Genomic DNA, 14,777 nt, shown 5'->3' with positions numbered 1-14,777 from the left:
TCTCAGGGATGCGACGGGCCGGTGTAATATTCGTGACAGTGGATTGCAGTTCGGGACCGGGAAGGGCACGCCGCCCGCCGCGGGGGCCGGGCGCGGAAATTCCGGCCGCCGCCGGCCGGAATGGCTGGCCAGGGCGGCAGATTCCGCCGCGGGGCGGGCGCAGGGACGCACCGTTCCGGCAGGCCGGCGCACTGCACGGCTCCATCCGGCAGAAGCCGATATCGCGTGGCGGGCCGCCGCCGCCCCGGCCGGCCTTGACTCGCGCCTGCCCAGCGGCGACCACCGAGGGAGATGACAGAACGCCGGACACCCATGAACCACGCTTCCCCCCGCTTCGGGCGTCTGGCCCGTGCCCTCGTCGCGGCCTGCGGCCTGCTGCTCACCGCCTGCAGCAATGGCGAGGACGAGCCGTTCGCCCTGTTCTCCGAGCCCGAGACCGCGCTGGACTACGAGGTCGTGGTGACCGGCGCGCCGAGCGAGGAGATCGCCGACCTGATGGAGCGCTCGCTGGCGCTCTATCGCCAGCAGGAGAAGGGCGCCAACAGCGCCGCCTTCCTGCGCCGCCGGGCCGAGGGCGACATCGAGACGGCGCAGAAGATCCTGCGCTCGCGCGGCTACTACCAGGCCGAGATCGAGACCCGGATCGAGGTCGATGAGACCCCGCCCCCGCCGCCGGGGGATGCCGACCCGGATGCGGAACCGCCGAAGATGCGGGCAACCGCGCATTTCGAGATCGCGCCCGGGCCGCAGCTCACGCTGGCCGAGCACCGGATGCAGCTGATCGACACCGGCGGCACGCCGCCCGAGCCGCTCTCGGCGGCGGCGCTCGGCTCGCCGGTGGGCGGCCCGGCGCTGGCGGCCGGGATCGTCGGCGCCGAGGGCGCGGCGGTCACCCGGCTGCGCAACGCGGGGCGGCCCTATGCCCAGTTCCGCGACCGCGACGCGGTGGCCGATCTCGAGGCCGGCACGCTGGAGGTCGAGAGCTTCATCGCCACCGGCCCGGTCTACCGCTATGGCGAGATCGTCATCGAGGGCGCGCCCGACATCGACAACGACTACCTGCTGAGCTACCGCCCCTGGAAGGCCGACGGGCTCTATTCCAGCGCCGAGCTCAAGGAATACCAGAAGCGGCTGTTCTCCACCGGCCTGTTCTCGGGCGCCAGCCTGCACCCGCCGGAGACCCCGCCCGAGGGCGCCACCGCGCCGGTGATCATGGAGCTCGACGAGGCGCCGCCGCGCACCGTCGCCCTCGGCGCGCGGATCAGCACCGATGACGGCCCGGCCTTCCGCGGCAGCTTCGAGCACCGCAACGTCTTCGGTGCCGGCGAGCGGATCGGCCTCGCCACCGAGATCAGCTTCGACGAGCAGATTGCCGCGGCCACCTTCCTCAAGCCGCAGTTCCTGCTGCGCCACGGGCAGGACCTGGTCGGCGGGCTCGAGCTGCGCCATGTCGACGAGGACGCCTATCAGGAGGTCGGCGCCACGCTCAGCATCGGCATCAACCGCCGCCTCACCGAGCGCTGGAAGATCGGCCTCGGCGGGCTGATCGAGGCGAGCCGGGTCGACGAGGGCTTCGGCGACGAGGAGGTGCTGCTGTTCGGCGTGCCGGGCTTCGTGGAATACGACAGCACCGACGACCTGCTCGACGCCACCAAGGGCTACCGGCTGCGCGTGCAGGCGACCCCCTTCACCGGCCTGTTCGCCGGCGAGAGCACCAATTTCTTCAGGGTCTCGGCGCGGGCCTCGGCCTATCAGGACATCCTCGGCGACGAGCGCTTCGTGCTGGCCGAACGCGGCCGGATCGGCTCGATCGTCACCGAGGGGCTCTCGAAGGTGCCGGCGACGCGGCGCTTCTATTCCGGCGGCGGCGGCTCGGTGCGCGGCTACCAGGAGGACTTCATCGGCCCGCTCGACAGCACCAACGACCCGATCGGCGGGCTCTCGGTGATCGAGTTCGGCGCCGAGCTCCGCGCCAGGGTCTACGGCGATTTCGGCGTCGTGGTCTTCGCCGATGCCGGCGCGATCTCCGAGGACACGCTGCCGGACTTTTCCGACCGCCTCCAGGTCGCCGCCGGCTTCGGCGTGCGCTACTATTCCCCGATCGGCCCGGTGCGGATCGACATCGCCTTCCCGATCAACGGCCGCGATGTCGACGACAGCTTCCAGGCCTATCTCTCAGTCGGACAGGCATTCTGATGCGATCCCTGCTGCGCCTCACCCTCGCCCTCGCGATCTGGCTCGCCGCGGTGCTGCCGGCGCCGGCGCTGGACCTCTTCAACCTTAAGAACTCGCTGATCCAGTTCGCGCTGGAGCAGATCTCCACCGAGGATTTCTCGATCACCGCCGAGAACGTGGAGAGCCCCGGCGACGGGGTGACCGATCTCGTCGGGGTGCAGATCTCCGACCGGCGCGGCGTCTGGTTCGAGGCCGAGCGCATGGGGCTGCAATGGAACGCCCGGCGGATCCTCTCGGGCGAGCTGGAGATCAACCGGCTGGCCGCCTCCGGCGTGCGGGTGCTGCGCGCGCCCGAGGGCGAGGTCGAGGTCAAGGAAGGCGCCGAGATCGCGGAGCAGGACGGCGAGCCGTTCGACTGGCCGCGCTCGCCGATCACCACCCGCGTCGAGGTGCTGGAGCTGACCCGCGTGTTCATCGCCGAGGGGGTGATCGCCGACCAGTCGCTGGCGTTCGACGCCACCGGCAGCGCCCGCGACGAGGGCGACGAGCAGTCGCTCCAGCTCACCCTGACCCGCACCGACGCGATCTCCGGGCGCATCGCGGTGGACTATGTGCGCCAGTTCTCCAGCAACCGGCTGAAGGCCAATCTCGAGGCCGAGGAGGCCGCCGGCGGGCTGGTCGCGGCGCTGGCCGGTTTCCCGGACGACAGCGCCAGCCGCGTCACCCTCAAGGCCGACGGCCCGCTGACCGACTGGGCGATGGATTTCGCCGCCGCCACCGAGCGGGTCTTCGAGGCCGACGGCACCGCGCGGGTCGATATCGAGGGTCCGCTCGCGGTGCGCGCGGCCTTCCGCGTGGCGCCCGGCCCGGCGATCCACCCGACGGCGGCCGCGCTGCTCGGCGCGGAGGCACGGATCGACATCGACATCGCCGAGGATGCCGCCGGGGTGATCGCGATCCGCAAGGGCGCGGTGCGCTCGCCGGCGCTGACGCTGGACGCCGCCGGCTCCTACGACAAGGCCACGGGCGCGGCGGATCTCGACATCCTGCTCGACGGCAAGGCGGATCTCGCGAAGCTCGCCGAGGGGGTGGCGTTCGACGGCTTCGGCTTCGAGGGCCAGGTCCGCGGCACGGTGGAGGATCTCGCCGCCACCGGCCTCCTGCGCCTCGACGGGCTGACCACCGACCCGGCCGATATCGGCCGCGCGCGGCTGCAGACCGAGGTCACCCGCATGGGCGAGCGCATCGACTTCGCGGTCAACGGCAATGCCGAGGCGCTGCGGCTCGACCGCATCGGGGCGCAGCTGCTCGGCGCGGCGCTGCTCGACATCCGCGGCAGCTTCGAGAACCAGCGCCTGGTGCTCTCGGGCCTGACGCTCGACAGCAACCCGCTGCATCTCGCGGCCTCCGGGGGGCTCGATCTCGGCGCCGAGACCGCGGCGCTCGACTATCGCCTGGCGACGCCGGAGCTCGGCCCCTTCGCGGCGGCCTATGGTGTCATGGCCGGCGGCGCGGCGCGCATCACCGGCCATGCCGCGGGCCCGCTGGCGGCGATCCGTGTCACCGGGCAGCTCGCCGCCGAGGGGCTGAGCTATGCCGGCGAGCGCTACGGCACGGTGCGGCTCGACCATGACGTGACGGCGGGCGAGACCGTCTCCGGCACGCTGGATCTCGACGCCACCGGCTCGCCCTATGGCCCGCTGACGGCGGATCTCGACTTCGCGCTGGCGGACGAGGTGCTGGACCTCGCGCGGCTCGAGGCGACCGCGCTCGGCGCGCGGATCGACGGGGTGGTGGCCTATGATCTCGCCTCGGGCCTCGCCACCGGAACGGTGAAGCTCGACGCGCCGGACCTCGCGCCGCTCGCCGCCTTCGCGGGTGCCCCGGTCCGGGGCGCGGCGAGCGGCTCGGTGGGGCTCACCGGCGAGGACGGCACGCAGGGCCTGCGGCTCGACCTCGCGCTCGACGGCGTGGACGGCTTCGGCGCCACCGCCGAGCGCGCCCGCCTGACCTCGCGGATCGACGATGTGGAGAACCTCGATGCGGTCGGCGCGGAGCTCGAGGCCGAGGGGCTCGGCTATGCCGCGGCCGGTGCCCGCATCGCCCGGCTGACGGCCCAGATCGTCGCCGTCAACGCGCTCTCCGACCTGCCCGGCGGGCGGATCACGGCCAGCGCCGGCGGCATCGCCGCCTCCGGCGTCACCCTGGACACGGCTGAGGTGACGGCCCGGCTGACCCCGGATGCCGGGCGCGCCAATGCGGAGGCCGAGATCGCGCTCGGCGGGCTCGCCGCGGGCGGCGCCAGGATCCCCTCGGCGCGGATCGACGCCAGCGGGACCGACCTGCTCGGCGCCGGCGCCCGCGCGGAGGCCCGCCTCACCGCACCGCGGATCGCCGCCGAGGGCGCGACCGTGGAGGCCGTCCGCCTGACCGCCCGGGTCGAGGACCCGGCCACCGATCCGCGGATCGCCGCCCGGCTCGAGAGCGGCGCGGTCACCGCCGGCAGCGCCCGGCTCGAGCGCATCGAGGCGACGGTGAACGGCGTGCTGTCGCGGCTGGTGGCGCAGGTCGCCACGCAGGGCGCGGCGGACGGCGAGCCGGTCGCGCTCTCCGTCAGGGCCGAGATCGACGCCGCGCGCGAGGCGCCGCTGATCCGCGTGACCGAGCTGACCGCGCGCTACAAGGAGGAGCAGGCCGCGCTGCGCGCGCCGCTGCGCATCACCGCGGGCGACAGCATCCGGCTCGACGGCATCGACCTCGCGCTGCCCGGCGGCGGGCTCACCGGCGAGGCCGCGCTGCACCCCGCCGGCCTCTCGGCGGAGCTGGCGCTGGCGCTCGCCGATCTCGGCATCGCCAGGCGGTTGGCGGATGCGCCGATCGCCGAGGGTTCGCTCGATCTCAGGCTCGGCATCGACACCCGCCCCGGCCGCGCCCGCGGGCAGATGCAGCTCAGCCTCGACGGGCTGCGCTTCGACGAGGGCGTGACGGATATCGGCCAGCTCGGCATCAGCGCCCGCGGCGACTGGGACGGGCGGCAGGCGGATCTCGACGCCGCGCTCGCCGGGCCGTTCGGCGACCCGTTCCGGGTGACCGCGGCGGTGCCGCTGCGCGCCTCCGGCGGCCCCCTGCCCCGGGTGCCGGCATCGGCGCCGCTCTCGGGCCGGGTGGTCTGGTCGGGCGATATCGGACGGCTCTGGGCGCTGGTGCCGGCGCCGGGCCATGTGCTCGACGGCCCGCTCGAGATCGATCTCGGCATCGACGGCACCCTCGACGCGCCGAAGCTGACCGGCCGGGTGGCGATGACCGAGGGGCGCTACGAAAACCTCGACACCGGGACCATCCTCACCAGTATCAACCTCCGCTCGGAGCTGCTCGGCGGCGACCGCATCCGGCTCGACCTCGATGCCCGCGACGGCGCCGAGGGTCGGCTCGAGGCCACGGCGACGGTCTCGCCCGAGGCGGTCGAGGCGACGCTGAAGAGCCGGGGCGCGGTGCTGGTGCGCCGCGACGACGCCACCGCCGCGATCAGCCTCGACATCCTCGCCGCCGGCCCGCTCGACGGGCCGGACATCTCCGGCACCGTCACCATCGACCGCGCCGAGATCCGGTTGGTGAGCGCGACCCCGCCCTCGGTGGTCACCCTCGGCGACGTGCGCATCAAGGGCGCGCCGGTGGAGCCCAAGGAGGAGGCCGCCGGCAGCACCGTGGCGCTCGACGTCAAGATCCGCGCGCCGCGCGACATCTTCGTCCGCGGCCGCGGGCTCGACAGCGAATGGCGGGCCAGCATCGATGTCGGCGGCACCGCGGCGGCGCCGCGGCTCACCGGCTCGGTGGAGCGCATCCGCGGCCGGCTCTCGCTGATCGGCACGAATTTCGAGCTGGAGACCGGCACCATCAGCTTCACCGGCGGGCGGGAGATCGACCCGCGCATCGAGGTGCGGCTGCAGGCCGACGAGAACGACGTCACCGGCGGCATCGCGGTCGACGGCTCGGCCTCGGACCCGGAGATCACCTTCTACTCCCAGCAGGGGCTGCCGGAGGACGAGGTGCTGCCCCGGATCCTCTTCGGCACCTCCTCGCAGTCGCTGAGCGCGAGCCAGGCGATCCGGCTGGCCTCCGGCCTCGCCACCCTGCTCGACGGCTCCGGCGGGCTGGTCGACGACGTGCGCTCCAGCGTCGGGCTCGACACGCTGGCGATCGATCCGACCGACGACAGCGCCGAGATCTCCATCGGCAAGAACGTCACCGACACCGTCTATGTCGGGGCCAAGCAGTCGCTCGACGGCGCCGAGACCCGGCTCAGCGTCGAGGTCGAGGTCTATGAGGACATCATCGTCGACAGCGAGGTCGATCAGGAGGGCAACACCTCCGTCGGCATCAACTGGAAGACCGATTTCTGAGCCCGCGGCTCAGGCCCCCGGGCGCCGCGCCAGCAGCAGATGGCCGGGCACCGGGTGGTCGGCCTGCTGGCGGACGGTGATCGGCTCGAGCCGCTCCACCGAGAGCCCGGCGCCGCGGGCCGCATCCGCCACATAGTCCGGCGCATGGGAAAAGCGCGAGCCCTCGCCGACGCGCCAGCGCCAGGTTCCCGGCGGCGGCCGGCGCAGGGTCTCGGTCGAGACCGCGAGCAGCCCGCCGGGCGCCAGCACCGCCGCCGCCGCCTCGAAGAGCGGCTCGACCCGGCCGATATAGATCAGGAGATCGGCGCCGAGGATCAGGTCGGCCGGCGGCTCTCCGCGCGCCGCGATGGCCTCGAGCGCCGCCACCACATCGCCGAGCATCAGCCGGTCGTAGATCTGGCGCCGCTTGGCCTGCAGCAGCATCTCGGCGGAGAGATCGACCCCCGTCAGATGGCCGACCATGCCGCGCACCGCCCGGCCGACCAGCCCGGTGCCGCAGCCGAGGTCGAGCGCCCGCGCCGCTGCCGGCAGGCCCTGCTCGGCGACCGACGCCGCCAGCTGCTCCGGCACGCGGTAGCCAAGATCGTCGACGAGGCGGGTGTCGAACTCCTCGGCATTCTCGTCGAACAGCGTGGCGACATAGGCCGGCGGCGCCCGGTCCGGCGTCGGCGCCAGCCCCATCGCCGCGAGACGCAGCAGCGCGCCGCCGCGGTCCTCGGGGTCGAGCGCCAGCGCCGCGCGATAGGCCGCCACCGCGGCATCCAGATCGCCGCCGGCCTCGGCGCGATAGGCGGCCTCGAATGTCCTTGCGAGCGTGTCGATATCCGGGCCGGAAGACCCGGTTCCAGAACCGTGTCGAGCCATGGCGATCACCTGAAGTCCGGGCGATCATAGCGAAACCCTGACCCCAAGGAAACCCGGCCGGGAAAGCCGCCTCAGCCGGTGTGGCGCGCGAGGATCAGATGCCCCGGCACGGGCTCGCCCTCGTTGAAGCGCACGGTGATCGGCTCCGCCGCCTCGAGCGCGAACCCGGCCGCCGCGAGCTGCGCCTCGAGATAGGCGAGGCTGTGCGCGAAGCGGTGCGCCGGGCCCACGGCATAGCCTTCGGGCGGCGCCGCATCGGCCGGCAGCCGCTCGGTCGAGAAGGCAAGGCGCCCGCCCGGCACCAGGCAGGCCGCCGCGCCGGCGAAGAGCGCCTCGACGGCGCCGAGATAGGGCAGCATGTCGGTCGCCACGATCATGTCGAAGCGGCTGTCGTCTTCCTCCTGCCCTTCCTCCTCGCCGGTGAGGAAGGCCACCGCGTCGCCGATATAGAGCGCGTCGTAGCAGTCGCGCTCGGCCGCCTCGTCGAGCATCGCCTCGGAGAGATCGACGCCGACGATCTCCGCCGCCCGGTCGGAGAGCGCGACCCCGGCGAGCCCGGTGCCGCAGCCGAGATCGAGCAGCCGCCCGACCGGGCCGATGCCGCGGGCCTCCAGCATCTCGCGCAGCATCATCGGCACCGCATAGCCGAGCTGCTCCACCAGGATCTCGTCGAAGCGCGGCGCGGTCTGGTCGAACAGCGTCGCGACATAGGCCGGCGGCGCGGTCTCGGGCACCGGCCCCTCGCCGAGCGCGGCGAGCCGCACGGCGACGCCGCCCCGGTCGGCCGGGTCGATCTCCAGCGCCCGCCGAAAGGCGGCGACGGCAGCGGCGATGTCGCCCGCGCGCTCATGCGCGAGGCCGGCATTGTAGGCCTCCGCGAGTGCGTCGAGATCGGCCTCGGTGATGTCATCCTGATCGCTCATCGGCGCGCTATAGCCCGCCGCGGGCGCCGAGGCCAGAGCCCCGGGCGCGATGGCGCGCGGATCAGCCGCCGGCGCGCCGGATGCCCCTGAAGGCGAGGTCGAGCACCGCCTCGAGCTCGGGCATCACGGTCGTGCGGTCGCGCCACTGCGCCAGCGAGAACGGCATGCAGAACGCCTTGACCGCGTGCTGCAGCGCGATGGCGGTGCGCTCCGCGTCGTCGACATCGAAGGCGCCGGCGGCCGCGCCCTCGGCCAGCGCCGCCGCGATCTGCTCGCGCCGCCAGCGGATATGCGCCTCGAGCAGCGAATAGCCCTCCTCGTCGCCGCAGACGAACTCCGCCATCTCGATCATCTTCGGATAGGTGTCCATCGCCTCGACCGTGTGGCGCACCACCGCGCGCAGCAGCGCCCGGATGCGCGCCTCGGGGTCCGGCCCCGCCTCGGCGATGGCCGCCGCGCCGACCGCCTCCTCGGCGGAGAAATGGCGGCCCACCGCGGCCAGCCCGATCGCCTGCTTGTTGCGGAAGTAGCGATAGAGATTGGCCGTCGACATGCCGCAGGCGCGGGCGATGTCGCTCATGTTGGTCTTCCAGAAGCCGTAATGGCAGAACAGCGCCTCCGCCTCGTCGAGGATCTCGCCGCGGATGCGGCTGTGGGCCTCGTCGTTGGCGGAGGGCAGCGGCTCGGATTTCGCACTGGTCATGGTTCGGAACGGTCTCCCGGGTGGTTTGAAGCGGTGATCCCGGCTCAGAAGTAGTACTTGATCTTGAGGCGCACGAAGCTGTCGTCGGCGAAGCCGCGGTTCACGAAGTCGTCCGCCGTGTTGAAGAAGCCCTGCGCCTCGACCGCGGCGGTGATGTGCGGGGTGAGGCGGCGCTCGGCCTCGAGGCGGACCGAGGCGGAGCCGTCGGTCACGTCCACCGCGCCGGTGAGCAGCACCGCGGTGTCCTGGGTGTCGTTGAGGGTGAGCCGCAGGCCGCCCACCACCTCGTTGTCGAAGGCGGTCAGCGCCTCGTCGCCGCGGCTGTCATAGGCGCCCTCGAGCAGCAGCCCGAGATCGGCATCGGTGCCGCCGATCTGGTAGAGCGTGTGCTCGAGCCCGCCGGTGGCGGCGACATAGAGCTCGCGCTCGAAGCTGGCGTTGCGCTGGCCCTGGCGCAGGATCGCCTCGCCCTTCCAGAGCGTCGCGCCGAAGGTGTACTGCGCGTCGATGCCGGCCTGCGCGATGCGGCTGTAGACCGGCAGCAGCCGGCCCCGGCTCACCCGGAACGAGGGATCGCGCGAGAGCCCCCAGTAGCCGTGCAGCCCGAGATCGACATCGCCGAAGACGCCGGTGTAGCGGCCGGCGAAGGCCGGGGTCCATTCCTCGGCGCCGGTCTCGAACTCGGCGCGCTCGGTGGCATAGGGCAGCGGCAGGCGCAGCCGCCCCTCCGGCCCCGGCAGGGTGCGCTTGCGGAAATAGGGGAAGTAGTAGGCCGAGAACTCGCCGATCCCGGTCAGCCGCGAGAGCTTGAGCAGCGGCTGGCCGAGCTTCTCCTCGCCGTCGATGCCCTCCACCAGGTCGGTCTGGTTGACGATGTCGACGAGATGCACCGCCTCGGTGCGGCCCCAGAACTCGCGGTCGACGCCGAAGGTGACGGCCCAGTCGCCCGAGACCTGCTCGATCTTCATGTCGCGGATGTCGAAATGCGTGCGGTGGTCGTCCTGGCTGTCGAAGCGGGTGAAGGGGGTGAAGGTGAACACGGTGTCGCCGTCGTTCCACTCCAGCAGCAGCGTCGGCTCGATCGCCATCGAGACGTCGTCGCGCCGCTGGTCGTCGAACTGCGGCGGCTGGAAGAACAGCGTGCCCTCAAGTTCCACATTGCCGTAGATCTCGGCATGCTCCGGCTCGAGGAAGGCGAGGCGGTTCGCCTCCTCCGCCCCGGCCGGTGCCGGCGAGACCAGGGCGATCAGCGCCGCGATCCCGGCCAGCGCGCAGAAGACGCCGGCGGCAAAGCGCGTCGCCTCCGGTCTGCGATGTCGCATCACCATCTGCATTCCCCTTTCTCTCGGGCCCCTTTCACGCGGGTTCCTCACCCTGCCCCTTCAGCCTGCCGGCTTGTCGGCCTGCCGGCTCAGCGCGCCAGCCGCGGCAGCCGGCTCTGGTCGAAATCGCTCTCGCCGAGCGGCGCCGAGAAGTCGTAGGCCGACCACACCAGATCGGTCTCCTTCCGGGTCTGATGGTTGACCATGCGCATGAAATCCGGCCGCCAGTACTGACCCTTATACTCTTTGTAGCCGGCATAGGTCAGGGTTTTCTCAAGATCGCCGCGGCGATTGTAGAAATCGATCTTCTGCACCCGGTATTCGGCAGTATCGATCCAGGCGGCCCGCTTGGAGTAGCCGGATTTCGGGTTCTTCGGATAGCTCTCGACGACATGGCAGGTCAGCCCGGCATCGGTCGGGCACGGCTCGTCGGCGAGCCATCTGTAGGTGTAGTCCGGCACCTCCTGGCTGCCGAGATCCTCGTAGGAGAACTCCGAGGAGACGAACTTGCCGGTGCGGTTCGAGGAGGAGATCCGCTTCACCCGCTTGATCGCCGGCAGGTAGAGCCACTGGTCGTCGTCCTGCGGCTCGATGTTGGAATGGGTCAGCAGGCCGGTGCCGCGGATGTCGCGCGGGCGCTGGAACACGATGATGCCCATGTCGCCGAGGCTCGGGTCCTCGCGCTCGTAGGTGAAGTTCTCGAAGGCGCGGCGGCTCTCGTTGCCGGCGCTGTCGCGCAGGACCATCTCGCCCTCGACGGTGTAGGAGCCCCAGCCGAGATCCCGGCGGTCGGCCGCCTCGGCGATGGCGAGCCCCTTCTCCTCGGGCGTCTCGGCCAGCGCCGGCAGCGTGGCGGCGCCGGCGAGGACCAGGACGAGGGCGGCGGTGACGGCGGCGGTGCGGGTCGTCATGGTGGTGCTCCTCTTGTCGAGCCAGATCAGCAGGGCCGGCAGCAGCAGGAAATCCGCCACCAGCGCGAGGACGATGGTGATCGCGGTGAGCTTGGCGAGGTCGCCGTTGACCGCGAAACCGGACTGGGCCAGCACGGCGAAGCCGCCGAACAGCCCGATGGTGGTGACGAGCAGCGCCATGCCCACCGAGCGGAAGGCGTAGCGCACGGCATCCTCGGCGCTCATCCCCTGGCGCCGGCCGCGGGCGTATTTCGAGAGGAAATGCACCGTGTCGTCCACCACGATGCCGAGCGTGCCGGCGATCACCACCGCGATGGCCAGCGTCACCGCGCCGACGCCATAGCCCCAGAGGCCGAAGCCCATGGCCGCCGGCAGCAGGTTGGGCACCAGCGAGATCAGCCCGATCCGCACGTCGCGCAGCGCCAGCATGATGACGCCGGAGATCAGCACCAGCGCCACCGAGGTGCCGGTGAGCATGGCCCGCACGTCGCGGTGCGAGATGATGTTGAAGACATGCGTCACGCCCGTCGGGGTGACCTGCGGCAGGCCGGGATGGCTCTCCTTCCAGGCGGCGGCGATGATCGGGGCGTTGGCGTCGAGCCATGCCGCGGCATCGGCGGTGACGGCGCGCATGTCGGCGGTGGTGACATGGGCCAGCGCCACGGTCACGCGCATCGCCGAGCGGTCGATGTCGATCTGGTCGGTCAGGTCCATGCCGTAGCCGAGCGAGAGCTCGTAGAGGAAGAGGTACTGGCTGGCCTCGTCGCGGTTCTCCGGCAGGCGGTGATAGGCCGGATCGTCGGCATGCATGTCCATGTTGAGCCGGGCGATCGTGTCGGTCAGCGTCGCCACCGAGGTGACGCCGGGCTGGCCGCGCATGTAGGCGGAGAAGGCTTCCACCTCGCGCAGATAGGCCGGGTCGTTGATGCCCTGCGCCTCGCCGGCCGGCAGCGCGAACTCGAGCGCGTTGACGCCGGTGAGCCTGGCCTCGGTGAAGTCGGTGTCCTGGCGGAACTCGTAGCGCTCGTCGAAATAGCGCAGGAAATCGTCCTCGAGCGCGATGCGGGTGATGCCGCCGGCGCAGATGATGGCGAACACCGTCATCCCCGGCAGCAGCAGGCGCCAGCGGCGCACCACCCAGTCGCCCAGCCGGCCCATCGCGACGCCGGTGGCCGGCGGCTCGGTACGGCGGCGGATCGGCAGCACGGTGACCAGCGTCGGCAGCAGCGTCAGCGTCAGCACCAGCGCCGCCAGAACGCCGCAGCCGACGATGTTGCCGAGCTGGCGGAACGGCGGCGAGATCGAGAAGTTGAGCGAGAAGAAGCCGATGGCGGTGGTCACGCAGGCGACGATGATGGCGCCGAGATGGTCGGTGAGGGCGCGGCGCATCCACTCCTTGCGGTCGGCGGTCTCGGGCATGGTCTGGCGCGCCGCGGCGAGGATGTGCACGGTCGAGGCCACCGCCAGCGTCATGATGTAGAGCGGCGCCAGCACCGTCACCGAGTTGAGCGGGATGCCCATCCAGCCGAGCGCGCCGAGCCCGGCGAAGGCCGAGAGGCTGATCACCACGAAGACCGCCAGCGTCGCGAAGACCGAGCGCAGCGCCAGCCCGACGATCACCAGGATCACCAGGAACATCGGGCCGAGCAGGTTGGCGCTGTCCTCCTTGCCGGAGGTGGCGAACTGGTTGTTGATCATTACCGAGCCGGTGAGGCGGACTTCGATGCCGGGATGCCCGGCGAGCACCCGTTCGAGCATCTCGCGGGTCTCGGCGACGATCAGCGGCACCTCCTGCTGCGGATCGGCCCCCGGCAGCATGAAGCGCACCAGGACCTGCGTCACCGCGCCATCCGCCGACACCATCCGGTCGAGCAGCTCGATGCGGTCGAGCGCGACGGCGCGCGCCGCCTCGGCCTCGGCGGGCGTGACGCTGCCCGGGTCGGGCACCAGATCGCGGACGATCAGCTCGTCGCCCTCGGCATAGGTGTGCTGGAAGTTGGTGAGGCTGTCGACGCGGCGCACCAGCGGCAGCTGCCACGAGGCCTCGGTGAGCGCGCCGATGGCGGCGAGCGTCTCCGGGGTGAAGACGTCGCCGCCCTCCGGCACCACCACCATCATCAGGTTGTCGTCCTTGGCGAAGCGCGCCTCGAACTGGTCGAGCGCCTGCCGGTCGGGGTTCTCGGGGGCGAAGAAGATGCGGGCCGAGGGGTCGGGCGGCCAGATCTGGTCGATCCGGGCGGCGGAGAAGGCGATCAGCGCCAGGGTGCTCAGCACCCACAGCCAGCGGTTGGCGACGATGAAGCCGGCGGCGCGCGCCGCGAGCGCCCGGCCGCCATTGGCCGGCGGCGCGTCGGGCGCATGGTGCGAGGCATCGGGGGGCATGGGACTCCTCGGCGAAGAATGAACGATGATGTTTTTATTCAGCCCGCCTGCCGTGGTGTCAACACGGATCTGTGAATTTTTCGAGAAAAATTCACTCGAGTTGCCGCGCCCGCCGCCGCAGCACCCGCCCGCGGCCGATCGACCACAGCCCCTCCGCCGCTCCGGCCAGCGCGATCAGCGCCACGCCGGCGAGCTGCGGCATGCCGATATGCTCGTCGGTGAGGTGCCAGGCGAGCACCAGGCTGACCCCGATCTCCGCCATGAAGAGGATACCGACGAGCCCGGGATTGAGCACCGAGGCGCCGTGGATCGCCGCCATGCAGCCCGGCAGCACCAGCACGATCACCAGCGGCACCAGCCAGGGCAGCGCCCCGGTCACCGCCCCGGCCTCCGGCAGCGGGCCGACGATCACCGCCGCGAGGCACATCACGAAGGCGCCCCAGAGGAAGAACGAGATCCCGTAGTCGAGGCTGCCCGCCACCGGCCGCGCCAGCATCAGCATCGAGCCCAGCACCCAGAGCATGCCGGAGCTGAGCGCCATCCAGTCGCCGATGTTGCGCGGCATCGGCGGCCAGCTCTCGGGCCCGAGCGCCAGCGCCGCCCCGGCCAGCGCAAGGACCAGCGCCGCCCAGCGCGGCGGCGTCATGCGGTCGCCCAGCACCAGCCAGGCCAGCAGGAACCCCCAGACCGGGCTGAGATAATAGAGCAGCACCGCCGGCACCACCTCGGTGAACAGGAAGGCGGTGGCATAGACCGCCATCGCCGAGCCGAGCATCAGCCCGGCCAGGTGCAGCCGCCAGCCCCCCGCCCGGAGCTGGCGCCAGCGCCAGGCGGCCAGCGGCAGGAGCGCCAGCGCGCCGACGCCGTAGAGCAGCGCCACCGGCCAGATCCCGGCGATGCCCGCCGCCTCGAGCCAGCGCACCGGAACCCAGAACGCCCCCCAGACCGCGCCGCCGAACAGCGTCGCGATCTTCGCCCGAAGCTCCTTGCCGTTGTTCATTAACCCCCCTTGTGCAATCATCATCCGGTCCCGGTCGAAGCGATCTCGCAGCCTGCCGGGCCAAGTGCTTGGCATCCGTGCGTTTCCGCCTGACGAT

The 14,777-nt window shown here is 71.8% G+C and carries 8 protein-coding genes; 2 read left to right on the top strand and 6 right to left on the bottom strand.

Translation table 11 applies throughout. From position 1 onward, the window contains the following. Nucleotides 1-312: 312 nt before the first annotated feature. Nucleotides 313-2,196, top strand: a complete 1,884-nt coding sequence (locus QSJ97_RS02785) for an autotransporter assembly complex protein TamA (RefSeq protein ID WP_285670018.1) — start codon at nucleotides 313-315, stop codon at nucleotides 2,194-2,196. Next, nucleotides 2,196-6,575: a translocation/assembly module TamB domain-containing protein gene (locus QSJ97_RS02780; RefSeq protein ID WP_285670017.1), complete on the top strand. Its 4,380-nt coding sequence runs from the start codon at nucleotides 2,196-2,198 to the stop codon at nucleotides 6,573-6,575. Before QSJ97_RS02785 ends, QSJ97_RS02780 begins: the two co-directional genes overlap by 1 nt. A gap of 9 nt (nucleotides 6,576-6,584) precedes the next feature. Here the strand turns inward: QSJ97_RS02780 and QSJ97_RS02775 are convergent, their stop codons facing one another. From QSJ97_RS02775 to QSJ97_RS02750, 6 genes are all read right to left on the bottom strand, one after another. Next, nucleotides 6,585-7,439: a class I SAM-dependent DNA methyltransferase gene (locus tag QSJ97_RS02775; protein ID WP_285670016.1), complete on the bottom strand. Its 855-nt coding sequence runs from the start codon at nucleotides 7,437-7,439 to the stop codon at nucleotides 6,585-6,587. A 71-nt stretch (nucleotides 7,440-7,510) separates the two neighbouring features. Next, nucleotides 7,511-8,362 carry a class I SAM-dependent DNA methyltransferase gene (locus QSJ97_RS02770; RefSeq protein ID WP_285670015.1) on the bottom strand — a complete coding sequence of 284 codons (852 nt, stop codon included), beginning with the start codon at nucleotides 8,360-8,362 and terminating at the stop codon, nucleotides 7,511-7,513. Nucleotides 8,363-8,423: 61 nt separating this feature from the next. Then, nucleotides 8,424-9,065, bottom strand: a complete 642-nt coding sequence (locus QSJ97_RS02765; protein ID WP_285670014.1) for a TetR/AcrR family transcriptional regulator — start codon at nucleotides 9,063-9,065, stop codon at nucleotides 8,424-8,426. 44 nt (nucleotides 9,066-9,109) lie between these two features. Then, nucleotides 9,110-10,387 (bottom strand): hypothetical protein, encoded by a 1,278-nt coding sequence (locus QSJ97_RS02760; protein ID WP_285670012.1) that lies wholly within the window; start codon nucleotides 10,385-10,387, stop codon nucleotides 9,110-9,112. 89 nt (nucleotides 10,388-10,476) lie between these two features. Beyond that, on the bottom strand, nucleotides 10,477-13,680 hold the full coding sequence (locus tag QSJ97_RS02755) for an outer membrane lipoprotein-sorting protein (RefSeq protein WP_285670011.1): 3,204 nt from the start codon (nucleotides 13,678-13,680) through the stop codon (nucleotides 10,477-10,479). A 91-nt stretch (nucleotides 13,681-13,771) separates the two neighbouring features. Next, the gene (locus QSJ97_RS02750) at nucleotides 13,772-14,680 is read right to left on the bottom strand and encodes a DMT family transporter (RefSeq protein ID WP_285670010.1); all 909 of its coding nucleotides are present in this window, start codon (nucleotides 14,678-14,680) and stop codon (nucleotides 13,772-13,774) included. Nucleotides 14,681-14,777: the final 97 nt, after the last annotated feature.

Origin of the sequence: Paralimibaculum aggregatum (assembly GCF_030270585.1) — a bacterium.
Taxonomy (GTDB): Bacteria; Pseudomonadota; Alphaproteobacteria; order Rhodobacterales; family Rhodobacteraceae; genus Thermohalobaculum; species Thermohalobaculum aggregatum.
Note: the sequence above shows the minus strand (reverse complement) of the source record. Positions and strands in the feature narration are given on the sequence as shown.